The sequence below is a fragment of the Microbulbifer sp. ABE4_465 genome, from assembly GCF_056160765.1.
On the sequence record NZ_JBSWXV010000001.1, the window covers coordinates 260,347 to 284,372 of the forward strand.

Genomic DNA, 24,026 nt, shown 5'->3' on the forward strand with positions numbered 1-24,026 from the left:
GAACAGTATTGTTCATGTAATACCAGGGAGGGCTGCCACAAATGTGGTGGCCCTCTTTGTTTGAAATTGTAATAAATAGAGGTCAGAGATGACTGATCCAGTAAAGTCAGTGGTCATTCTTGGCGGCGGCACCGCCGGTTGGATTACCGCCGGCACACTCGCTGCCCGCTTTAAAAAAGACCAGGCAAACCCCGTCAGTGTCACTCTGGTCGAGTCGCCCAATGTGCCGACCATTGGCGTAGGGGAGGGCACCTGGCCCACCATGCGCAGTACCCTGAAAAAGATGGGTATTCGCGAGACCGATTTTATCCGTGAATGTAACGTAGGATTTAAACAGGGGGCTAAATTCGCCCGCTGGACCACCGGTGCAGAAGACGACTTCTACTACCACCCCCTGGTTCTGCCGGAAAATTTCAACCAGTTCAATCTGGCCCCTCACTGGCTGAGTAGCGACCGGGAGCAGTCTTTTTCGGACACGGTCTGCCCACAGGAGGCCCTGTGCGAGCACAATCTGGCGCCCAAACAGATCGGCACCCCTGAATATTCGGCGATAGCAAACTACGCCTACCATTTGGACGCCGGAAAATTTTCCGGGTTCTTGCAGAAACACTGTTCTGAAAATCTCGGTGTGCGGCATATTCTGGCTGAAGTGACCGCAGTGAATGCGACGCGAGTCGGTGATATCGCCAGCCTGCAAACAGAAACCGCCGGGCAAATTTATGGTGACCTATTTATCGATTGCAGCGGTTTCCGCTCGCGTTTGCTAGGGGATCACTACGGTATCCCGTTCCGCTCCTGCAAAGACGTGCTGTTTATCGACAACGCGCTAGCGGTTCAGGTCCCGTACGAAAATGAAGACAGCCCCATTGCCACCCACACCATCTCAACTGCCCAGAGCGCCGGTTGGGTGTGGGATATTGGCCTGCAGAATCGCCGCGGAGTAGGGCATGTATTTTCCAGTGCGCATACCGACGAAACCGGAGCCTACCGCGAGCTCGCCGCCTACCTGAACCTGAGTGAGGCAGAGCTGGATAGCATGGGGGTACGCAAAATCCCCATCGTGCCCGGCCACCGGGAAAAATTCTGGCACCGCAACTGTGTAGCGATTGGGCTTTCCGCGGGATTCCTGGAACCACTGGAAGCCTCTGCACTGGTGCTTGTGGAAATCTCGGCAAATATGATTGCCGAACAGTTCCCGGCCAGCCGCGCAGCGATGGATGTGGTGGCGCGCCGTTTTAACGATACCTTCCTGTACCGCTGGGACCGCATCATCGATTTCCTGAAGCTGCACTATGTGCTCACCCAGCGCACCGACAGCCGCTTCTGGATCGACAACTGCGACCCGGCGACGGTGCCAGAGAGCCTGCAGGAACTGCTGACCTTGTGGCGCTACCAGCCCCCGTGGCACGATGACTTTGACCGCGCCGTGGAAGTGTTCCCTGCCGCCAGCTACCAGTACGTGCTCTATGGCATGGGATTTAACACCGAGCCCAGTGCATTCGGCCTTTCGGAACAGTATCAGACGCAGGCACAACAACTCCTGCAGCAAAAAAAGTCAGCCACACAGCAGTTACTCGCAGGCCTGGATAATCACCGCGACCTGATCAATAAAATCTGCCTGCACGGCATGCAAAAAATTTGAACGAGAGAAAAACAATGATCGCTCAATCTACCTCACAGAATGGCAACGTGGTTGCCCTCAACAACGAAAGCCACCGCAACCTCACCGTCGTAACCCAACGCGGCGCCGAATACGGCGAAGCCACCCACCTGATTCCAGTGGTTGCCAATGAACTGCGCAACCTGGTACTCGAATACCCGGTTTGTATCACCAAAGATCCCAACAACGGCCAGTTCTCACTCTGCGCATTGCTCGGCTTCGAACCCGGCGAAAACCTCTATCTGAACGGTGACCGCTGGGATGCCCAATACATCCCCATGCACATCCGCCGCCAGCCGTTTATGGTCGGCTACAAAAATCCACAGGCAACTCCCGGCGAAGACAAGGGAGCCGTAATCACCCTGGACCTGAACAGCAAACGGGTTAACGAAGACGGAGGGGAGGGTGAGCGCCTGTTCGACGATGAAGGTAACAATACCCCGTTTATGCAGCAGGTCAGCGACCTGATGGGACAGTTGGTGGCCGGCATGGAATCCACCACCGCGTTCCTCAACATATTGGCAGAAAACGACCTGATCGAACCCGCTCATATCAACGTGCAGTTTGCCAGTGGCGAACAGAAGCGTTACGAAGGCCTTTATACGATCAACGAAGAAAATCTGCAAAAGCTCGACGCGGATAAACTCGTGCATTTTCATCAACACGGATATTTGCAGGCGGCGTACTGGTTAGGGGCGTCTATGGGACAGGTGCGGAAGTTGATTCAAAAGAAAAATCAGCTTTAACAAGGTATTAGCGCGGCCATAGCCGCGCTAATACCTCGAGTCAACTTTTATTGATTGTTTCTATCGGGTGAGACTGCGGCCAGCCGGCAAACTGTCGGTCCTTTTGTGGGTTGGCATCCCAGGGCCAGCATTCCAGGTGATACTGTCCCTCTGCGTGGTCCACTACTGCAATGCCGTAGCCCTCACTTTTCAGATTTCGGTCCGAAACAAACTTACCCCAGGTCGTATTGTCATCGCTGAAATCCGCATGGGTAATCTTCGGATTGGCACTTGCCAACACCCGCATATTATTGCCGAACGGATCGGTAAAATTACCGGTATTCGGATCGTCCCCAAAGCGGTTCTCCAGCTTGCCAAAGCCTTCAAACCAGCGCTGCCAGAAAGCCGCAGAAGCCGGACCTGAGAAAAACAGCGCTCCGTGCGGTTCATTATCGTCTGCCGGGAAGGCACCACTGTATTGTCGTGCCACCAGCCCCAGATGTTGGTCACCGGCAAGCACCAGCGCCTTCGCATCTTCTACCAGTTTTACCGCTCGTTTGCGCCCGTCCGGCGGATAGCAGTTGGCATCGTAGTCGATCAGGCCCTTGCCTTCCTCGTCGGTCTGCGGGGAACCCCATATGGAGGCAGTCAGGCAGATCTTCGGCATGCCCTGATCCATGGTGGCCCAGTCTCGCAGGAACTGCTCCTGGCGCGCTCCCAGCAGATCACCGGTTACCGTCAGGCGGTCCGCCTCATAGTCCGGTGCGGATTTGAACTTGCGGTCTTCCACCATGGCAAAGCTGGTGCCACCGTAAACAAAGTGGGCGTAAGTGACCGGGATACCGTGGCGGATGGGCGTGGGGTCATAAGCATCCGGTGTGTGGCTGCTCTGGATGCGGTACACCATCTTAACCAGGTCGATATCGTGCTTGAAGCCGCCGTCTTCCTCCCGCGGGCCGCCGGTGGCATCGCCCTTATTGCCCCACAGGTTGCCCTGCAACACATCGTGATCGTCCACCAGCACAATGGACGGGCGGTTTCGCACCGACTCGCGGAAGGTCCAGTACCACAGATACCAGCGGTACAGGGTGTCCAGTTTTGCCTGGGGAGTATCGCGGCCGTAGCGGGTGGGGAAGGTCTCGTAGTACTGGTCACCGGCGAACACATACAGATCCGGTTGGTGACTGTCGCAGTGGTTTACCAGTGTGTTGTGCGGGAAGAAGATACTGTCTTCGGTATAGCGGCCGAGGATGCGCTCTTCCGGAATATGCTTTTTGAATTCGGTTTCATCCAGGCTTTTCGCCGTGGGAATGATGCAGGAATAGAGGGCAATTTTGAGCGGGCGCGCATTGCCCGGGTCCCGTGCAATAGTGCCGCTAAACAGCGTTTCGTCACTGCCGGCGAAGCGTATCCGGTAATCGTGATCTCGGCTCGCGTCCCAGCCGCTGATGCGGAAAGCGGCGAGATACCCGTCTTCGATCGGGCGCTCGGCACCCAGCTGCCATTTTCCTGTGCCTCCAGTGCAGTACTCCAGCACCGCGCGGGGGTTCGCCGCAGTATCAATGGGCATAAACTGCGCAGACAGTTTCATCACCGGCTGTTCACCGCTGCTGTTCAGGCTGTGCATACAGCCCATGACCTGTCCCAGCGCGCGCTGCGGGTCATGGGTAATTTTTTCACCGCCGGTCTCAATATCCGCAAACCACCAGCGTGCACCTTCCGCATCGGTGGGTGGTGAGGAAACCAGCATCAGGCCGCCGCGCAGTTGTTCCGCCGGCACATCGTTGCGCACGGCAAAACCAAATTCCTCACCGCTGTGGGCATCACTGGCGATCAGGCGCACATCAAAGCGGCCATCGGCCACTGGGTCGATATGGCAATCCAGCTGAATTTCCCGCTGGCCCACTTCCGAGATACTGGTGCTGCCTTCCCGCTCCAGGCGGGTAAACGCCATGCTGTTTTCCTGATCAGAAAAGTCCCGGAAACCCAAGTTGCCGCTCTCATCCAGCACCGCCATAAAGCCGCCGTTGGTGCCGCCAGCCCGTTGCGCCAGCGCCGCGCCCCGGTAATCCAGGGCACCGGCACCAACACCCAGCAGAAAACCGCAGAAGCCTTTGGCCTCCGGTGTCAGCAAGCCCACACGGGCGCGGATTCGGCCGGGCTTGTGCGCCTCGTTTAGTTCCCGGGTAAGTATGGACGCGGTGCGCACCTCGAACGTCTTGTCCCCCTGTAAACACTCCAGGCGGCCGCCGCTGCATTGCCAGTCCTGCAGGCGGTTGCCCCAGAAGTGGCCACCCAGCCAGTGTTGAGTGGTTTTGGGTAGTTCGCCAAGGGGAGTGGTTTCCACCAGTTTCGGGCGAGCTGCCGCCATGGCGACGGCGAGGGAGGGGGGAAGGGCAGGTGCCAGCGCGGCACCGGAGCCAAGTTTCAGAAAGCTTCTTCTTTTCATGGTCGGGTTTCCGTTTTCTCGATCGGATTTATTGTTCGCTGAGTGCAGGTGTTGTTATTGAACGGTGGAATACTTCGGCATCCACCAGCGCCCCTTTGTGTTGAATCACCAGCGCAGACACTTTGGCCGCATGTGCAATGGCGTCGCGCGGGCTCAAGCCCTGGCTGCGGTAGGCGAGATAGGAGCCATTAAACGAATCCCCGGCAGCGGTGGTATCCACTACCTGAGCAACCGGGGTAATCGGCTCCAAAAACTGTTCCGTCGGCCCGCGGTAGCAGACTCCATTGGGGCCGTCCTTGATCACCAGCTCTTCGATATCAAAGTCATCCAGGAAATCGCAGGCACCGTCAAAGCTTTTCACCCCATACAGAGCCGAAAGGTCCTCAATACCGGGCAATGCTAGGTGCGCGTACTTAAAAGCGCGTGCATACTCCGCTCTGGTCTCTTTGACCGAGCTCCACAGCTTCGGGCGGTAGTTCGGGTCAAACACAATACGGGTGCCGGCACCGTGCAGTTGCTCGATAAGTTCCCAGAACGCGGGGCGGGTATTGGGGGTTAGTACGGCCAGAGAGATACCGCTGAAGAAAATCAGATCCGGGCGCGGGGCGATGCCGCAGGGCAGGTAACCGCCATCCCCAGCCACCTGGGTGGCCTCGCGGAATAGTGGCATCACCTCCCGGGCCGCAGAGTCCGATCGCCAGTAGCTGAAGCTGCGCTCACCCCGGTTATCGGTATTGACCATATACAGCCCCAACTGGCGAGTGGGGTGGCGGAACACCAGTGAGGTATCGATGGACTCCTGCTCCAGGGCAGATACCAGCCCTTGGCTGGCCGCATCGTGCCCCACCGCAGTCATCAGGCGCACCCGGTCATTGGGACTGACCAGTCTCTTGAAGTACACCGCCACACTGTGCACGTCCCCAGCGTAGGATTGCTGGAAGACTCCGGGCTCCCGCTGGCTGAACTCCACCATGCTCTCTCCCAGAATTACCAGATCTGTCATAGCAGTCACCTTTATACGTTGCCTTATACGCGCCATCTGCAACAATTCGTGCCACCAAATGAACTAATGGCAATTAAGTCACGCCGCTTGAGCGCTGAGGGCCTGGGGCGAGGGGATTGCACCTTTACTCCCCCAGGGCGACCTTGTAAATTGTCAACAAGGGGCTGCGAAGAAATGCGTAGCTTATTGAAAAATACTTATAAAACAATAACTTAAAATATTTAGGCTCGGATCGCCTCGAGCTGGCGGCTGACGCCCCCTTCACCAACCATTAAACAACGGATTTAAATTGTTAACAATCAACAGTTGACATAGTTTCCGGGGTTGGTGGATGATTAAGCCATCGATGGAAGAAACCCACTAGATAACAAAACCGGGTCTTCTTTCGAAAACTAGGGGCGGCGCCACTAGCGGTATCAGTGAATGCCGAATTGATAATAAAAATGCGATCCGATGGAGAGAGTGAGCCATGTCTACGTCCACTGTACGTAATCGCTTCCGTATGTCCGCACTATCTGTTGCTGTACTGTCCGTATGTAGCGGCCAGGCATTTGCACAGGAAGACGAAACCGAAGATCAGAGCAAGTACGAGGCACTTGAAGAAGTTCAGGTGACCGGTATTCGTGCCAGTATCGAAAAGTCCATTGATGACAAACGCTACGGCGGCAACATCAAAGACACCATCAACGCCGAAGACATCGGCAAAACCACCGACCAGAACATTGCAGAAGCCCTGTCCCGCGTGACCGGTGTTTCCATGCAGACTGCCGACGGTGAAGGTACTACCATCACCGTACGCGGTGCTAATGCGCAGCAGAACAACATCAGCTTGAATGGTGTGCAGCTGGGTTCTACTGGGTTTAACCAAGCGGTGGACCTTTCTAGCTACTCTGCCGATATTCTCTCCAAGATCGAAGTTGTGAAAACCCCCAGTGCGGACCACGACGAAGGATCCCTGGGTGCCAGTATCAATCTGGTTTCTGCCAAGCCTCTTGAAGTCAGCGAAGGTCTGAATATTACCGGTCAGGGGCGGTACAACGATCTGGCAGAAGGTGAAGATCACAAGGCTTCCGTTACCTACACTGGAAAGTTCCTGAATGACACGGTTGGTGTAATCGTCACGGCATTTGACGAGACCAACTCTGTCCGAAAAGATCAATATGAAGCTGAGGATTTTGTCGCAAAGACCTCCCGTATCGCTCGTGATCAGAATGGTAATGTCATTGAAGATGTTACTGGTATTGCCGTTCCGTTTTCACATATGCAACTGTTTCAGAACGAGCGAGATCGCCAGGGTGTAAATCTCGGATTGCAGTGGTATGCAACTGAAACCACTGAAGTTAATGCGAATGTCAGTTGGAACAAGCAGGATCTCGTATCTTCGATGCACGACCTGAAAACCCGCATCGGCGCCTTCGAAAATATGATCGAAGGCGAGACGGTTCCAGGTATCAATATGGACCCTTCTGAATGGACCGATCCTCAGGAAGATTGGCATGTTTATGATACCGAGACCCAGACATTTACCAAAATGGTAAACCGCACAGCAATGGGCGATATCTCTCAGGGTAGCAATGAATTTTCCAATGAAAATACAATAGTTTCTCTTGATCTCACTCAGCAAATAGGTGACTCAATTGTTGTAAGTGGCGGGCTGAATTACTCGAAAGCGGAGCAGCTTCCGGGTGAGTCCTACTACGTCAATATGCAAAACTTCGACCGGATTAACGCGACTCAGATGATGAATACGCATCCGGATGATCTTGAGCCGGTGGGCTATGATTGCACGTCCGGTCGCTGTGTACTTGTTGCTGGTACAGGTATCGTTGATCATGGCGAAGTCTTGCCTCCCGATACTGAGCATACGAAAGATAACTATTCGACCACCGGGTTTAACCCCGACGACCTAGCAGCACAGCATTTAAGCTACCTCACGAAAACAGACCGGTCCGTTGAAGATACACAGAGTGCTGCGTATTTTGATGTTGACTGGGAGGTCGATTTTTCCGGCGTGAATAGAATCGAGTTCGGCGCGAAGTACTCAGATCGCGAAAAATTTGTCGACAACCAGGTGGTAAATTTCAATAACGTTAGCGAGGGTACCGTTACGCGAGACCCGGTTACTGGAGAGGTTTTCACGACGGTTCGTGGTATGACCGATATCAGCGGAACGAATATCGCTGGTGGGGCATTCCCGGTAGATGACTTTATGTCGTCACTGGGTTATGGCCGTAATAACATCACGGATGGCTGGGCAGTTGTTTCTGCAGAAAAAGCGTTCTTGGCTGCACTGGGTAATACCGATGTAGACTACGAGCCGGATAATACAGAGACCCGACTGACCGAGTTGGAAAATCAAGCGATCTACTTGAAAGGCAGCTTCGCATTCCTGGATGACCGGCTAACGGGGGATGTGGGCGTTCGATATGTCAGTACGACGGTAGAGGCTGACGGATATTCTGGTGTTAACTTCCATTCAGATCCGAACAATACTGGTCGAGTGTTTGACCCCTTTGTTTTAGAGGCTCTGCGTGATTCCTCTAACCCTGTGTGCCCAGACATTTTGTTCTACGGCGGGTCTAACTTTAATGAAGAAGTGAAGTGGTCTCGCGTCGATGGACTAGGCTACGACACAGTGGGTACTTCGGACCGTCAGGATGATGTGGCCCTTGCCGATGCTGGAGCTTGTTTCGAGCCGCTCGCTGTTAAAGATAACTGGGCTGGAGAAAATCTTACTGAGTGGTGGCTCTGGCGCCATTCCGATGTCTCAACCGAATCATATAACATTTATGGTGAGCGCCAATTTGATGAGAATGGCAATCTCATTGCGGGCCCAGATTTGAGTCAGCGCTCTTTCGCTGTTCAAGACGAGCATGAGTACAATGCCGTTCTACCTAGCCTGAACCTGAATTACATTATTAATGATGAGATGGTGGGGCGCTTTGCTGTATCCAAAACCATGGCTCGTCCCCAGATCGATTCGCTTCGCCCTGGCTTTAAAGTTCGGGAGAGCATTTGGGGAGACCGGACTGGCAGTGTTATAACGCTGTACAATACCAAGCTGGATCCGCTCGAGTCTAACAACCTGGATCTTTCGTTTGAGTGGTATTTTTCTGAGAATTCCCTGGTTGCTGCAGGATTGTTCTACAAGGATATGACCAACTTCGAGGAGTCCCAGACGATCGTCACTTACATGGATGATCTACGTGGACTTGGGTTGGATGAGAACGAAGGAGCATATGATCCCGAAGAGCTCGTCAAGCAGGCAGATGATCTTGAGAACTGTATGCCGAAGCGCATACAGGGCAACGTAATGCTGAACGCAGATTGGGCATTCTCCGGTGACCCGGAGCAAATGTGTGCCCAGTTCCGCACCACTCAAATCAAGAATGGTAAGGGTGCTGAGATCAAGGGTATCGAGCTTCAGTACACCCAGAGCTTCGATATGCTGCCCGGCATCTTCGCGGGCTTGGGTACCAACCTGAATTACACTTATCAGGATAGTGCCTATGAGCAGGAAGTTTCTTCTCTGGATCCGAGCATTCTTTTGCCGGAGCTTCCTGTAGCGCATACTCCAGAACACAGCTACAACGCTACCGTGTTCTGGGAGCAGAATGGTCACCAGTTGCGCCTTGCGTATCAGGGCACCTCCGATCAGCTGGCCCAACGCAGCTGGAATAATGGTGCGCTCTGGCAAGAAGGTCGTCAAACTCTTGACCTTTCCGCCAGCTACGCACTGAATGACAATATTACACTGTCATTCCAGGCAGCAAACCTGACCGACGAAGGTGTTCGCACCTACTACACCAGCCGCTTTATGGACCTCGGTGACGTAGATGCAGACGGTAATACCGTCCTGTTCGATGAAGGTAACCCACTGGAAGGGGAGGCAACCAAGTCTCGCACTGTTGTGGATTATCGCACTGGTCGCACCTTCCGATTCGGTGTTCAGGCACGATTCTGAGTCCTCTCTTTGATTGATTGTCATTGCTTAGCCGCGCCTGGAAACAGGCGCGGCTTTTTTATGAGTTAAGTAGCAGGTGACTGTTATGGATAGAAGAAAATTTTTGACCAACGTTGCGTTAGTGCTTGGCTGCAGCCCTCTCTCTATCAATCTGAAAGCCGTCGAAGCGGGGATGGATTTTAGTCCAATTGGCGGAAAAGGCTTTAGTGGAGAAATTGCTGATCTTATTCAATGTGTTGCCGATATCATCATTCCAAAAACTGAAACACCATCGGCAAGTCAGGCCGGTGTTCCTGAATATATTCACCATTATTTCACTAACTATATGGTGGAGTCAGATCAGGAAGCATTTATATCCGGAGTGATTGAATTGGCTGGTGGAAACGTAGCGGAATATTTAGAGTCGGATGAAATTCGTCAAATTGAGGTCGTCCAGGCGCTGGATGACAAAATTGGCACCGATACTGTAAGTGCCGCGTATAAAAATTTCAAAGAGCTGGTTGTTATCGGTTACTACACCTCCCAGATCGGTGCTACACAAGCTCTGCGTTACGACCCGGTTCCGGGCCCCTACAAAGAAGTGAAGCTTGCGGAAGTCGGCCGGACCTGGCTGTAAGACGTTGGATTTGGATGTGAGGTAGCAATGGATAATAACGAATTTGATGTAATTGTGGTCGGCTCCGGAATGAGCGGTGGCTATGCGGCCAAGGAATTTTGCGAGAAGGGCTACAAAACCCTGGTGCTGGACCGGGGTGAGATGGTCAAACACGGTCAGTATAAAACTGAGGGTAAAGCTCCGTGGCAAATGCCTTTCCGCGGTGATGTACCGGAGGAGTTCAAGGCAGAGCAGCATATCCAGAAGGAAGTGTATATCTACAATGATTACACCCGCCACCACCTGATCAGTGACAAAGATCACCCTTACGAACAGAAAAAACCGTTTATCTGGTACCGCAGCGCCACGGTGGGTGGCAAGTCGCTGATCTGGGGTCGGCAGAGTTACCGCTGGAGCAAACTGGATTTTGAATCCAACAAGCTGGATGGCAATGGTATCGATTGGCCGGTGCGCTATGAGGATATCGAGCCCTGGTATGACCGGGTGGAGCCGTTTGTGGGAATCTCCGGTAGCTATGAAGGACTCGATGTTTTGCCCGACGGCAAGTTTCTGCCCGCATTGCCGCTCAATGTGGTAGAGCGGGATATGAAAAAGAAAATTGAGAAAACTTTTCCGGGTCGTCACTTTATCCCTGCGCGGGTCGCGCATCTCACACAACCCCAGAAGCAGCACCTGGAACTGGGTCGGGTGCAGTGCCAGGCCCGCAGCGAGTGTCCTCGCGGTTGTTCATTTGGTGCCTACTATTCTTCCAATTCGGCGGCGCTGCCGGCCGCCGAGCGCACCGGCAATATGACGCTGGTGGCGAATGCCCAGGTTCAGGAGGTGCTGTACGATCAGGCCAGCGGCCGCGCCACTGGCGTGGCCTATGTGGATATGCGCAGCGGAGAGCGCAAGCAGGTGTCTGCGCGTACCGTATTTATGTGTGCCTCTACACTGGCCTCGGTACAGATTCTGCTGAATTCAAAATCCGAGACCTTTCCCGAAGGGATTGGCAACCGGTTTGATGTGCTCGGTCGTTATGTGATGGACCACTGTGGCGGGGGCGGGGCTTCGGGCATGGTGCCTGGTTACCTTGAGGACTATTACAAGGGACGCCGCCCGGGCGGAGTCTATATTCCCCGATTCCGAAATATCAATAGTAAGCACGGAAAGTTCGAACGCGGCTATGGTTTCCAGTGCGGTGCCAGCCGTGCAGGGTGGCACTGGGCCAAAACGGGAAAGGGGATTGGCAAAGCCTTCAAGGAAAGCGTGAGCCAGCCGGGCAACTGGTACTTCACCATGTGGGGTTTTGGCGAGAGCCTGCCGAGGTATGAAAACCGTATCTATCTCCATTCGTCCAAAAAAGACAAGTGGGGTATGCCATTGCTCGTCACCGATGTGGCCTATGGAGAAAACGAAAGCGCGATGGTGCGGGATATGAGCGATACCGCAGTTGAAATGCTGGAAGCCGCGGGGCTTAAAAAAATCCGCCGCTTTGAGGGCGAGGCACCGCCAGGCGGCGCGATTCACGAAATGGGTGGCGCCTGTATGGGGCATTCGGTGGAAACCTCATATCTGAACAGGTGGAACCAGTGTCACGATGTGGAAAATTTGTTCGTCACCGATGGCGCTGCGTTCTCATCCGTCTCCTGTGTGAATCCTTCGATCACCTTTATGGCGTTCACCGCGCGGGCGGTAGACTATGCCCACCGTCAGATGGCGCAGGGACAAATCTAGGGAGAGGCCGAATGAGAAAAAGACACACAATCCGATCATTGGCATCACTGCTGGCTCTGATGACAGTGGCCGGCCCTGCCGCCGCCAGCCAGTTCAATACTCTGTTGTTTACCAAAACAGCGGGTTGGCAACATGACAGTATCCCCGCCGCAGTATCCGGGCTCACCGAGCTTTCCCGGTTGCACAACTTTGAGGTGATGCACACGGACAGTGCGGAAGTTTTCACCGCGGAAAACCTGCAACAGTTCGATGTGGTCGTTTTTTTGCTGACTTCTGGTGATGTCCTGAATGAGCAGCAGCAGGATGCATTCCAGGACTTTATCCGCGCAGGGAACGGATATGTGGGCGTCCACTCTGCAGCGGATACCGAGTACGACTGGTCCTGGTACCGGGGCTTGGTAGGGCGGAACTTTGTGATTCATCCCGCAATACAGTCTGCGAAAGTGGATGTGCTGGCGGCGGGCTTTCCGGGTGCCGAGTATATGCCAGCGCGTTTCCTGTGGACCGAAGAGTATTACACCTATGGGCCGGAGCACAGCGATTCCCTGAAGTATCTTTTGTCCGTGGATGAAACCACCTACAAGGCACAGGCCGCATGGGGTGATGTGAAGTCCAACGGTATGGGTGAGTTTCATCCCGTTGCATGGTACCAACAGTACGATGGCGGCCGCGCTTTCTACACGGGCCTCGGCCATTTGCCGGCGTCCTACGGTAATGCCATGTTTTTGTCGCACCTTTATGGTGGAATTTACTGGGCCGCGACCGGAAGAGGGATCGAATAGGTTCCGATGATCTCGACCTTTAACGTTTACTGAATCATTAAAAAACCCCGCCCTGTTACCAGGGCGGGGTTTTTTGTTTTACCTTGTGGTCAAGGAGACTTAGTTGCGCACCGGCACGGTGCTGTAGTCTTTGACAACCAGGTTGGCGACGGTCAACTCACCATTGTGTCGGAAGTCGACGCTGATGGTGTTGTTGGCCTGCAGTACGTCAGCCGGAACGGGAATCTCCAGGGTGTTGAAGTACCGTTCTGCCGCGTTCTGCTTGCGTCCACGCCAGTCCAGTGGCGTCTCAACGGTCTGGCCATTGATGGTCAGGCTGTCGATCTGCAGCAGGCTGTCGGGGCTGTCGTCTTCACCCGGAAAGAGGGCCACGGTAAGGCGCAGTTGCGCTTCGGCATAGCCAGCCGGAACTGTCACGTTGTTCGCCTGCAGCGTTTTCGCACCACCGGCGACGGAGATACGGTGCGGCTCACTGCCGCCACTGACGCTCTCACCGAAGTATTTTTTCTCGTCCATGGTCTGATTAACGGCGATGTTGCTACTCAGGGAGTATCGGAGTACAACGGTGCCGTCGGCGGCCAAAGTGAGATTGCTTGGTGCTTGCTGCATATGATGGCGATCGGTCACGGTGTCGAAGCTGCTGTCGAAGTGCATATTACGCATTTCAACATTTTGTACAGCAGACCCAAGGCCCGCGACATCGAGATTGATGGTGGTTGCAACGGTCTCCAGGTTGTTGATGATGACAAACAGCTCATTGCCGTCTACATAGGATTGCACCTGCACATCCGCATCACTGGAAACGCTGTCAACACGGGTACCGTCGACATCAGCCCACAGCTCAAAGAACTGAATATAGTCAGACCAGTGCCAGTCGTCATTATTCAGCTGAGACTCTTTCATCATGCTGTAGTGGTAGGGCGCGGTACACGTGCGCACTTCTTCATAGCCACAGCCGAATGGCTTGTAGCCCCACAGTGGTTTGGCTGGAGTAAAGGGCATCGATTTGATCACGTAATCCGGGCGATCGAGAATCTGCATCAGCATACCGTTGAAGGACTTGATCACCTCGGACTCATAGCGATTGTTATGGGGCAGATAGTCCCAACCACCCTGTACGGCACCGTATTCGGAAAGCACGATTGGGGTGCGATTGGCCTCGCCGTTTTTATGCACCTCGTACCACTCCATCATGTCCAGCATGGCGGGCAGGTGACCACCGCGGCGCAACGTGGAGCGAGAATCATCGTTTACTCCAGGCCAGTCATAGACGTGTACTGCATAGAAGTCCATGTTGTGGCCGGCGGCATCCATGAAGCCTTTCCACATAACGTCCCACTGGTACCAATCCTGATTGCGCGTGTCATCAACCGTTGTGGTCATGGCCTCGCGGAAGAAGGCGCGTGCACTTTCCTGGACTTCCGGGTCTTCGTTGGTAATCCACTGGTCGTAGTTATCGTCCGCAAAGCGGGAGATACCATCGCGACGGTAGAAGTCGTGCTGACCCCAGGTCATACCGCCAATCATGGGTGCTTCGTTGCCCAGCTTGGAGCGGATTTCCTGTGCTACGAGGTTGTGGTATTCCCACAGTGTTTCCTGGTTGGTGACCATAAACTTGCCGGTTTTCATTTCCATATCCGGTTCGTTGATCACTTCCCAGTACTTGGGCATGGGGTCGCCCAGGTAATCGTTGCTGGAGTTGGCGTAGTAGTGCTTCAGGTACTGGCCCATCCAGGCAGCAGAGGTCTCGATATTCATCGGCTGCCAGTTGTGCCAGGTTTTGCCGTTGTCATACCAGCTCAGAGTCGGGTAGGTTGGGTGCGGGTTGGTACCGGCGATTAGCTCAGTACTCTCAGCACTGAAGCGTTTGTAGAAGGGATTGCCTTCGTACAGTTCACGTAGCTCCTGCCCACGTTCCACCATGTAGTCCATATCCGGCCAGTTGTCCCGGTTTGGATCTTCCTTGGTGTCTTGGAATTTCCAGGTGGCGGTACCGTTATCGCGACCGAGTGTCACATCCAGGGTATTTACGAAATAGTTCAGCTTGTCCGAATGACCGTTCCAATCATTTTCGTAAATGGTGGTGTGTGCGGTGATGTGGCGCTTGCGTCCGAAGTCGGAAACACCGTTCACACTGTGCTTGATATTGGCGTTGACCGTTACCGTAGCGGCGTGGCTGTTACCCACTTGTGAGGCAGAGCAACCAGACTCATTGGCAAACTCACCTGCAGGGGTAGAGGGGCAGTTGTCGGCACTGTTGGCGATACCATCGTTATCGCTGTCGGCGAATCCGGAACAGCCGGATGGGTCGACGTTCTGACCGTACGGGGTATTCGCACATTGGTCCGTGCCATTGAGCACGCCGTCGAAGTCATCGTCGTCGCCGCCCGGGCTTGCACAGCCAACGGCGTTAACGAATTCCCCGGCCGCGGTCGTCGGGCACTGATCCAGATTGTCGGTAATGCCATCTTCATCGGTGTCCAGTTGAGAGGGCGCACAACCTACGCTGTTGGCGGTTTCTGCTGGGTCCGTGCTCGGGCATTGATCGTCCACATCCGGGGTGCCGTCGCCGTCGCCATCAAGGGCCAGGTTCGCATCGCCCACACGTTCAAAAGTGGCGTAGTCGATATTGAACTGGAAGTCCTGACTGCCCGCGCCGTAGATGCGGATGGTGAGGTCGCCGGCGAACAGGTTGATTTCGCTGGAGGCGTTGAGCAGATAGAAAGTGTCCCAGTCGCCCCCCTGGCTTTGTACATCAGTGGTGTTCTTGATGACCAGCTCACCCTCGTGGTCGGTGGCCATCAGGCCAACAGACGTACCGGAAGTGTTGCCGGTACCAACGAAGAATTTCGGACGGTAAAGACCGGATTGATCCAGGCTCAGGTTGTACTCGAGGTAGTCGCCACTATTGAAGTAGTTCACCGCCGTACCGCCGTTGATGGCGTAGGTATCGATATCACCACCCACAACGTGTGCACTTTCGGCCTGCAGGGTGAAGGTGCCGGAAACCGGGCTGCCGTTACCGGGACTGCTACCACCGGAGCTCGAACCGCCGGAGCTTGAGGAGGACGAGCTCGACGAACTGGAAGAAGAGCTTGAGCTGCTACCACCAGAGGAGCTGGAGCTACTGGATGAGCTTGAGCTGGAAGACGAAGATGAGCTGGAAGAAGATGAGCTGGACGATGAGCCGCCGCTGGAGCCGGAGCCTGCGCTGTCGTAGCTCAGTTCAAAGCGATCCAGGTTCCACTGCCAGTCGCTGCTGCCACCGCCGTACACGCGGATCTGCTGAGCGCCGGCGGGCAGGTAGACACTGCCACCGACCAGTGCCTGGAAATTATCCCAACCGGCGTTGGGAACACTGGTTTGTGCCAGAGTCTGCCAATTGCCACCGCTGTTGTGCTGGAAGTCAATACGACCGCCGTTAATCGCTGTGCCAGCGAAATAGGTCAGGTCGTAGTTGCCGGCCTGGGGAATGGATATGGTGTATTCCGCGTAGTCGCCTTTATTGACGTAGTTAATCGCCGTCGCACCGTTTACGGAGTAAACGCTGATTTTTTGCGGTTGGCCATCGGCGTAAGTACCACCGACCTGGGAGAAGCTCTCTGCTTCTACGGTGAGGTCGAGGCTACCACCGCCACTGCTACTGGAGCTGCTGCCGCCGCTGCTGGAACTGCTACTGGAACCGCCACCGGTGCTGACCTGGGTGAGTTCCAGTGCGTCCAGGTTCCACTGCCAGTCGTTACTACCAGAGCCGACCACACGCAGATTGACCGTGCCCGCCGGCAGGGAAATATTGCCGGCATCTAGAGGCTGGAAGTTATCCCAGTTTCCGGCGGGAACAGCTTTTTTAATCAGCGAGGTCCAGCTGGAGCCAATGTCGATCTGGAAATCAACTTCCGCACCGGAGGCCACGCTGGTACCAATCAGGTACTGGAGGTTGTACGTACCCGCTTCGGCTACTTGCAGGGAGTACTCGGCGTAGTCGCCTTTGTTGACGTAGTTGATGGCGGTTACGCCGTTGACTGTGTAAACACTGATTTTTTGTGGCTGCCCATCAGCGTAGGTGCCGCCTACACTGCTGAAGGCTTCCGCCTCGATGCGGTAATCCGCCGCCGTCGCTGCCGTACTGAAGGCGATACCAGCGGCCAGCACAGACTGTGCCAGCGCCAGTGGGCGCCTGGGGTAAGGAAGTTTCATCGCTTGCTCCGAGATTGAGACACGGTACATCGGGTGTCGTTATTATTTTTGAACCGCTCGGGCGTTCCGCCGGTACCTCGGAATGGCGGAGCACACAGTGAGTGGCTCCAGATCGACTGCAGTTGCCGCAAAAACCGAATGTTGTGAAAGGTTTGGAAGTGCGGCGCTGTTAGCGTTATATCTGCTGTCACAAGAATTAAACAATAAACTGTTAACAATCGACAATATGTTTGATCGGAGTTGTCGTGTATTTCGTTCATGTTTTTTGTGGGGATGAGAACTGCCTCTAGTTCTCGAGAAGTGGAGGGGGAATAAAAGGCAGGCCGGGGTTGGAAACCACCGGCCTGAAAAGGGTGAAAAGAAAGCTGAAAAAGCTCGTCTTTGTTTTTTTCTATAAATTTGAATTATTCACGGACGCCACGCGCGAGTGCTGACGAGGTATTGAATACCTGCAGTGTTGCCGTACTGACAAAACCTCCTTCGTCCTCAAACACGATTTCTACGATGTTGTCCTCATTCAGGTATTCGAGATCCACGGGAATTTCGAGTACTCCAAAAAACTGTGCGCGGCCTTTACCTCCGTAGTACTGATCGTACCCTTGGTAATCTTCTGGTACGGTGACCGCATTACCGTTCACCGTAACGCTCGGCGTCAGGGATTTTCCGTGCTCGCGACCAACGCCCAGGCGTAGTACCGCTTCACCAGTATCGCCAACCAATACGTCGTTGATTGCAAACTGCAACTTGGCATCGGCACTGATGGCCTGCTTGTATTTGTCGGCGTAGTATTTAGTTTCTGTCCCATCACCATCAACGGCAATTGAGTTCGTATAAGTCAATTGCAGAATGGTCGTCGCTTCGGACTTCAGCGTGTACATCTGTGGCAGTTCTGCTCCGTCACTTACGTCCAGCACCGGCTTGCCATCCGTGTCGTAATAGAGTTCTTTGATGGTTGCGCTTTGCAGGCTGTTTCCATCGACACCCAGTGCAGCCAGGTTCAGTTCGGTGTCTTCCTGCTCCAGATTGTTCAACACCAGGTAGGCCGTTTTATCATCTACATAGGCGTTTACCTGAATATCCAGATCGCTGGCCCAACTATCTACCCGCGTGCCTTTTACGTCAGACCATAGCTGGTAGAACTTCACAAATTCTGTATATACCCAGGCGTCTCCGGTCTCCCCTTCGGCTTCAAATTTCTGGCGCATCAGGCGGTTGGTGTAGGGCACCTCGGTACGACCCCATTCCGCTTTGATGGTGACAAACGGAATGGATTTCAGGATCTGGTCCGGGCGCTCCAGCATATTCATGGTCAGGCCATTCAGCGCGCGCAGCTTGTAGCCATCCCGCTCCGGAGTCCAGGGGTCGTTCATCATGCTGTGCACGGTGGCACCAATTTCGGAAACCATAAACGGCATTCGCTCGCCGGTCGCCATCAGGCTGTACTGTTCGAGCATATCGAAGGTGGCTTCCACGTTACTACCGCGGCGCAGCTGGCGAGTACCGTTGAAAGATGGGAAGTCATAGAAATGCACGGACAGGAAGTCCATATTCGTGCCGGCAATATCGATAAACAGCTTGTCGCGCTCTTCCCAGCGGTTGAAATTGTCCTTTTCAAAGTCTGGGAATGCGACGGTATAGCCGCCGATCAGCATATTTTCGTGGGAGGCCAGACCCCACTGGTCCCGGTAGGCTCGGACTTCATTGGCGACCGCATTGTGGAATTTGAATACGTCTTCCGGTGTGGTGTCAGCGTCTTTATCTTTCGGATAGTCAACGAGGTCATAGAGCGGCTCGTTCATTACTTCCAGATACACGGGCTTCGGTTGACCGTAGGTGTCACTGCCGCCGCGATTGAAATACTCGTACAGGTAGTTCGCCATATAGTGGCCCACCGCTGTGCCCAGTGGTTCTTCTTCAGTGTTGGTTTGGGAGAATGACCAGCCCATGCCCACGTCGTCACCATTGGGCCAATACGGGTGCTGTTGACCACCGACAACCATATCTATTGCCCGGTGTTCATGTTTTCGTGCCAGCACCGCGTTTTCCGCGCTGATTTCGGTGTAATTCCAGCGCACACCGCCGCCATTGGTTTTTGCTGCCTCAACATCAATGAAACCGGCGCGTGTGCCATCCTCCGGGAGCTGGCTTAATTGCCACTTCATACCGCCGGTATCCCGCCCGAAATACACGTCGTAGCCTTCCAGGAAATTGGTCATCAGGTTCGGGTCATCATTGGGGGCGCCGGCGCTTTGCGAGTTGCCGCCAAACCAATCGTTCTCAATATTGGAGGCATGCACAGTAATAAACTTGCGCCGATCAAACTCTGATTCCCCACCAACGGTGTGACGCATATTCAGATTGAAGTCTACTTTTACCGCATCGTCAGTTGGGGGTTCAGGTTCAGCAGGTTTTGCCATGGTGGTCACCGAATAGTCTGCGCTAACGCCGCCAATAGTCAGTGACGCAGTGACTGCGGTGATGGATTCGGTACTGGTGGTGACACGAACGGAAATGGTGTCCCCGTTATTCACGGTACCTGCGTCACTGGTGAAATCCCCGTTGTTTACCGAGTACTCGCCACCACTAACGCTGATGTTGGCCGCGGCGTTAATGCCGGAGACAGTAATGGTATTGGAGATGTAGGTGGTGCCCATTTCGGCATCGGAGACGGCGGTAAAGGAGAACGCATCTGGTCTCGTGTCCTGTTGGGTTTCGCCACCGTCTTGTGGCGGCTGGTCATTGCTGGAACCGCCACTGCCGCCGCCACCGCAGGCAGCCAGAGCGGCGGTGAGGGTCAATAGGGCAAATCGTGCGGGCAGGGAATGCGGCTTCATCCGTTCTCTCCAATCTCGTTTTATGATTTTTGTAGGGAAGGATGCTAATAGCGTCGTGATCTATTTGTAAATGGTAAATTGTTAACAAAGTGGTCAGAGTTGGAACATTTATGCCAGGCGTGTCTTTTTGGCGGGGTAGGTGGCGCTTGAATATAAATTGAGTGGAGAGCGCCTCAAAATCGTTGTAGATTGTTAACAAAAAAGGTAGTGTCGGGTTCAGAGCAGTCCCACCTTGCGTCGATAACCAACAATAATGGGTAAAGTGATGATTGAAACTACCGCGAAAGTCCAGGCATTCCTTGGGCAATCCCCCGTTCCTTTCTATTCCAATGGTGCCTGGGTGACCGGCGGCACCAGCAAGTCCATGGCGGTGGAGAACCCCGCAGATAAATCTCCCCTGGCTAACATTGCGGAAGCGGTCGCCACCGACGCGGAACAGGCCATTGAGGCTGCACATACCGCGTTTCAATCCTGGCAGGACACCACACCCGCCGAGCGCGCCACGCTGCTGCGCAAACTCGCGGATCTGTGTGAGCGGGATGCAGAAGAGCTCTCACAGCTGGAAGCCCTGGATGTGGGCAAGCCGGTAGAGAACGCCCGCGGCTTCGACGTGCCATTCGGTATCGAATGCCTACGCTACTTCGCGGACCTGTGCGAAAAGGAAGAATTTGAAACTCCGTTGACCCTGGCCGGTATGAAACAAGCCCGCAAAGTGCGCCTTCCCTACGGCGTGGTCGGCTTTATCTTTCCCTGGAACTTCCCGTTGACCCTGTGCCAGTGGGGCATTGCCCCGGCACTGGCCGCGGGTAACACCGTGGTGGTTAAACCGTCTGAAGTAACTCCGCTGTCCACTCTGTATCTCGCCAAGCTGGCAGAAGAGGCGGGCTTCCCTGCGGGCGTAATTAATGTGCTGCCCGGTGACGGTCCGGAAGTGGGTACCGTGTTTACCCGCCACCCGAAAGTGCGTTTTGTTTCCTTCACCGGCTCCTCCCGGGTTGGCCGCCTGATCGGTGAAGCCTGTGGTGCAAACCTCAAGCCAGTGAAGCTGGAGCTGGGCGGCAAGGGTGCATCCATTATCTGTGACGATGCCAATATCAGCGCGGCGGCAGCCGGCCTTGCCGGAGCCATCACCCTGAATACCGGGCAGGTGTGCTGCACCGCGACTCGCTGGATTGTGCATGAGAGCGTCGCCTCTGAATTTATCGAAAAGATAAAAGCGGAGCTGGATAAAGTGCTGATCAAAGCCGGTATGAACGAAGACAGCCAGATGGGCCCGCTGGTCAGCGAGCGCCAACTGAAAACGGTCAACGGTTACATCCAGCAGGGCCAGGAACAGGGCGCGGAAGTGGTCTACGGTGGCAACACTATTTCGGATGCGGAGCGCTCCGGTTATTACGTCAGTCCCACGCTGCTGATGGGCTCTGAAGAAAACATCTGTTTCCGCGAAGAAATCTTCGGCCCGGTTGCCTATATCACCACCTTCAAGGACGATGCGGACGCACTGCGTCAGGTCAACAGCCTGGAGTACGGCCTCGCCAACAGTGTCTGGACCGGTAACAACGACCGCGCCATCGCCATTGCCAAGAAAATGGTTTCCGGCAATAGCTGGGTCAATGCCCACAACGTATTTGCTTACGGACTCCCCTACGGCGCCTGCAGTGCCAGTGGTATGGGTGGCGGTGTGAACAGTCGTGAAACCATGCTGGACTACACCCGCAATCTGTCGATTGCCGAACCCGAAGAGGAATAACTGTGGATCAGGTAGCGTTATGTAATTACCTGATCGACAAAGGTCTTCTGCTCTCACAGGATGCAACCTTTACCCCGCTCTCCGGCGGGGTTTCTTGTGAAATCCTGCTGGTAGATGACGGCCAGTCGCGCTTCGTGGTGAAGCGCGCGCTGGACAAGCTCAAGGTAAAAGACGATTGGTTTGCGGATATCAAACGCAATATCACCGAACAGGAATACCTCCGCTACGTGGGCGTATTCCTGCCGGAATCCGTACCCGCGATTCTCTACTCTGATACGGAAAAGTACTTTTTCTGTATGGAGATGATTGAAGGTGGCCTGGAAAACTGGAAGTCACGCCTGCTATTGGGCGAATACGACCGGCAGTACGCGCGCCTCGCCGGCGACTATCTTGGAACCATTCACCGCCAATCTCTCGGGGATGCGGTTGCCCGGGAAACATTTGACACCCTCAAAGATTTCACCGAACTGCGGCTGGATCCCTATCTGCTGAAAACCGGAAGCCGACACCCGCAGTTGAATGCGTATTTCACTGCGGAAGCAGAGCGGATCGCGGGTACCCGCACCTGCCTGATTCACGGTGACTACAGTCCCAAAAACCTGATGGTGGGCAGTGGCCGGCTGGTGATTCTGGATTGTGAAGTCGCCTGGTACGGCGACCCGGTATTCGATGTCGCCTTTCTGTTGAATCACTTTCTGCTGAAAGCGCTGCACCGGCCGAAAAATGCCGCGCAGGTACTGGGCCTCGGCCTGAAGGTGTGGGAAAGCTACACCGCGTCTGCAGATACGGTCGTCGACGACGCTTTTGAAGGGCGGCTGTGTCACCTGTTGCCGATGCTGATGCTGGCCCGGGTCGATGGAAAATCCCCGGTGGAATACCTCGACAGCAGCCAGCAGCAGACCGTACGGGATTTTGCCTATGTGGTAATCCCGGATTCTCCCAAAACACTCAATCAACTTATCCATCAATGGATGGAGCTTTTGACCGCTGAATGAATAACGGTAAGAAAACCATGAATATCCAGAGCATTGACGCCTTTCAGATTTACGATTCCCGCGGTTTTCCTACTGTAGAAGTACAGGTCACCCTCGAAAGCGGCGTCACCGGTACCGGCCTGGTACCGAGTGGTGCATCCACCGGGCAGTTTGAAGCGCTGGAATTGCGCGATGGCGACAAAGCCCGCTTTCGCGGCAAGTCTGTATTCAAGGCCATTGAAAATATCCAGAAAGAAATCGCCCCCGTGTTAAAGGGGATGCCGGTTACCGATCTTAAAGCCATCGACAGCAAACTGGTCGAGCTGGACGGCACGGCCAATAAATCCCGCCTCGGCGCCAACGCCACCCTCGGTGTATCCATGGCGTGTGCCCGCGCTGCGGCCAATGCTCGCGGTGTACCGCTGTACGAATACCTTGGCAAAGGGCAGGGCACCCTGTTGCCGCTGAACGAAATTCAAATCCTCGGTGGCGGTGCACACGCCGACTGGGCCATCGATATTCAGGACTTCCTGATCATCGCCGTGGGTGCCAAGACCTACGAAGAAACCCTGGAAATGACCTTCAATATCTACCACGCCGCCGGCGAAGTGATGAAGGCGCGGGGCAAAAGCGTCGGTCTTGCCGACGAAGGCGGCTGGTGGCCGGCATTTGACAGCAACGAAGAACCCTTCGAAGTCCTCCTGGAAGCGGTACGCCTGGCTGGCTACGAAGCGGGCAAAGACGTTGCCATCTCCCTGGACATCGCTGCCAGCGACCTCTTCGATGGTCAACGCTACAACCTGAAGAAAGATGGTACTTCCTTCACGCCAACGGAATTCTGCGACCTGATAATCCAGTGGTGCGACAAGTACCCGATCATTTCCATCGAAGACCCTTTCGCCGATACCGATTTCGACAGCTGGAAGCGCTTCACCGCGGAAGTGGGCAAGCGCGTACAGGTTATCGGTGACGACCTGTTCACCACCAATATCGAACGCATCCAGAACGGCATCGACAACCAGCTCGCCAATTCGGTTCTGATCAAACTCAATCAGATCGGCACCGTATCCGAAACCATGGCGGCCATCGAAATGACCCAGCAAGCTGGCTGGCTCCCCGTCGTCTCCGCCCGCTCCGGCGAAACCGAAGATGCATTTATTGCTCATCTCGCTGTCGCGACCAATGCGGGTCAGCTCAAAGTGGGTTCCTTTGCCCGCAGTGAGCGGATGGTGAAATGGAATGAGGTACTGCGGATTGAGCGGAGCCTGGGTAGCCGGGCGCGGTTTGTGGGGGCGGAGCTTTATCAGACAATATTTTCCTGACTGGAAATCACCTTCAGAGCAGATACAAAAAAAC

Annotated in this window: 13 protein-coding genes; 9 read left to right on the forward strand and 4 right to left on the reverse strand. The window is 54.6% G+C overall.

From position 1 onward, the window contains the following. Positions 1 to 88: 88 nt before the first annotated feature. Both ACXAG1_RS01145 and ACXAG1_RS01150 read left to right on the forward strand, forming a co-directional pair. A complete protein-coding gene (locus tag ACXAG1_RS01145; RefSeq protein WP_475118670.1) occupies positions 89 to 1,642 on the forward strand; it encodes a tryptophan halogenase family protein in 1,554 nt (517 codons plus the stop codon). A gap of 14 nt (positions 1,643 to 1,656) precedes the next feature. Then, positions 1,657 to 2,406, forward strand: coding sequence for a SapC family protein (locus ACXAG1_RS01150; protein WP_475118671.1), 750 nt, complete (start codon positions 1,657 to 1,659; stop codon positions 2,404 to 2,406). A gap of 40 nt (positions 2,407 to 2,446) precedes the next feature. Here the strand turns inward: ACXAG1_RS01150 and ACXAG1_RS01155 are convergent, their stop codons facing one another. Together ACXAG1_RS01155 and ACXAG1_RS01160 are read right to left on the reverse strand one after the other, a co-directional pair. Further along, positions 2,447 to 4,834 (reverse strand): alkaline phosphatase D family protein, encoded by a 2,388-nt coding sequence (locus ACXAG1_RS01155; protein WP_475118672.1) that lies wholly within the window; start codon positions 4,832 to 4,834, stop codon positions 2,447 to 2,449. Positions 4,835 to 4,862: 28 nt separating this feature from the next. After that, positions 4,863 to 5,837, reverse strand: a complete 975-nt coding sequence (locus ACXAG1_RS01160) for a sugar kinase (protein WP_475118673.1) — start codon at positions 5,835 to 5,837, stop codon at positions 4,863 to 4,865. Between the two features lie 469 nt (positions 5,838 to 6,306). On the opposite strand from ACXAG1_RS01160, the gene ACXAG1_RS01165 reads away from it, so the two are divergent. The 4 genes from ACXAG1_RS01165 to ACXAG1_RS01180 all read left to right on the forward strand — a co-directional run bounded on the left by ACXAG1_RS01165 (position 6,307) and on the right by ACXAG1_RS01180 (position 12,915). Continuing rightward, positions 6,307 to 9,801 carry a TonB-dependent receptor gene (locus tag ACXAG1_RS01165; protein WP_475118674.1) on the forward strand — a complete coding sequence of 1,165 codons (3,495 nt, stop codon included), beginning with the start codon at positions 6,307 to 6,309 and terminating at the stop codon, positions 9,799 to 9,801. 85 nt (positions 9,802 to 9,886) lie between these two features. Beyond that, positions 9,887 to 10,417: a gluconate 2-dehydrogenase subunit 3 family protein gene (locus ACXAG1_RS01170; protein WP_475118675.1), complete on the forward strand. Its 531-nt coding sequence runs from the start codon at positions 9,887 to 9,889 to the stop codon at positions 10,415 to 10,417. Between the two features lie 27 nt (positions 10,418 to 10,444). Further along, complete coding sequence (locus ACXAG1_RS01175) at positions 10,445 to 12,133, forward strand: GMC oxidoreductase (protein ID WP_475118676.1); 1,689 nt, start codon at positions 10,445 to 10,447, stop codon at positions 12,131 to 12,133. 11 nt (positions 12,134 to 12,144) lie between these two features. Then, positions 12,145 to 12,915: a ThuA domain-containing protein gene (locus ACXAG1_RS01180; protein WP_475118677.1), complete on the forward strand. Its 771-nt coding sequence runs from the start codon at positions 12,145 to 12,147 to the stop codon at positions 12,913 to 12,915. A gap of 99 nt (positions 12,916 to 13,014) precedes the next feature. Here the strand turns inward: ACXAG1_RS01180 and ACXAG1_RS01185 are convergent, their stop codons facing one another. Together ACXAG1_RS01185 and ACXAG1_RS01190 are read right to left on the reverse strand one after the other, a co-directional pair. Further along, on the reverse strand, positions 13,015 to 17,112 hold the full coding sequence (locus ACXAG1_RS01185; RefSeq protein ID WP_475118678.1) for a carbohydrate-binding protein: 4,098 nt from the start codon (positions 17,110 to 17,112) through the stop codon (positions 13,015 to 13,017). A gap of 404 nt (positions 17,113 to 17,516) precedes the next feature. Continuing rightward, positions 17,517 to 19,946, reverse strand: a complete 2,430-nt coding sequence (locus ACXAG1_RS01190) for an agarase (RefSeq protein WP_475118679.1) — start codon at positions 19,944 to 19,946, stop codon at positions 17,517 to 17,519. Between the two features lie 265 nt (positions 19,947 to 20,211). Between ACXAG1_RS01190 and ACXAG1_RS01195 the strand changes: the two genes are divergently transcribed. From ACXAG1_RS01195 to eno, 3 genes are read left to right on the forward strand one after another with little or no spacing between them, the layout of a single operon-like run. Next, positions 20,212 to 21,696, forward strand: a complete 1,485-nt coding sequence (locus tag ACXAG1_RS01195) for an aldehyde dehydrogenase family protein (RefSeq protein ID WP_475118680.1) — start codon at positions 20,212 to 20,214, stop codon at positions 21,694 to 21,696. A 2-nt stretch (positions 21,697 to 21,698) separates the two neighbouring features. Next, positions 21,699 to 22,691 carry a phosphotransferase family protein gene (locus ACXAG1_RS01200; protein ID WP_475118681.1) on the forward strand — a complete coding sequence of 331 codons (993 nt, stop codon included), beginning with the start codon at positions 21,699 to 21,701 and terminating at the stop codon, positions 22,689 to 22,691. Next, positions 22,688 to 23,992: a phosphopyruvate hydratase gene (gene eno / locus ACXAG1_RS01205; protein WP_475118682.1), complete on the forward strand. Its 1,305-nt coding sequence runs from the start codon at positions 22,688 to 22,690 to the stop codon at positions 23,990 to 23,992. The genes ACXAG1_RS01200 and eno overlap by 4 nt, the downstream gene beginning before the upstream one ends. Positions 23,993 to 24,026: the final 34 nt, after the last annotated feature.

Bases quoted from the DNA above. Each gene is read 5' to 3' on its own strand.
- ACXAG1_RS01180 (WP_475118677.1), top strand. From the start codon at position 12,145: ATGAGAAAAAGACACACAATCCGATCATTGGCATCACTGCTGGCTCTG.
- ACXAG1_RS01165 (WP_475118674.1), top strand. From the start codon at position 6,307: ATGTCTACGTCCACTGTACGTAATCGCTTCCGTATGTCCGCACTATCT.
- ACXAG1_RS01170 (WP_475118675.1), top strand. From the start codon at position 9,887: ATGGATAGAAGAAAATTTTTGACCAACGTTGCGTTAGTGCTTGGCTGC.
- ACXAG1_RS01195 (WP_475118680.1), top strand. From the start codon at position 20,212: ATGATTGAAACTACCGCGAAAGTCCAGGCATTCCTTGGGCAATCCCCC.
- ACXAG1_RS01150 (WP_475118671.1), top strand. From the start codon at position 1,657: ATGATCGCTCAATCTACCTCACAGAATGGCAACGTGGTTGCCCTCAAC.
- ACXAG1_RS01185 (WP_475118678.1), bottom strand. From the start codon at position 17,112: ATGAAACTTCCTTACCCCAGGCGCCCACTGGCGCTGGCACAGTCTGTG.
- ACXAG1_RS01155 (WP_475118672.1), bottom strand. From the start codon at position 4,834: ATGAAAAGAAGAAGCTTTCTGAAACTTGGCTCCGGTGCCGCGCTGGCA.
- ACXAG1_RS01190 (WP_475118679.1), bottom strand. From the start codon at position 19,946: ATGAAGCCGCATTCCCTGCCCGCACGATTTGCCCTATTGACCCTCACC.
- ACXAG1_RS01175 (WP_475118676.1), top strand. From the start codon at position 10,445: ATGGATAATAACGAATTTGATGTAATTGTGGTCGGCTCCGGAATGAGC.
- eno (WP_475118682.1), top strand. From the start codon at position 22,688: ATGAATAACGGTAAGAAAACCATGAATATCCAGAGCATTGACGCCTTT.
- ACXAG1_RS01145 (WP_475118670.1), top strand. From the start codon at position 89: ATGACTGATCCAGTAAAGTCAGTGGTCATTCTTGGCGGCGGCACCGCC.
- ACXAG1_RS01160 (WP_475118673.1), bottom strand. From the start codon at position 5,837: ATGACAGATCTGGTAATTCTGGGAGAGAGCATGGTGGAGTTCAGCCAG.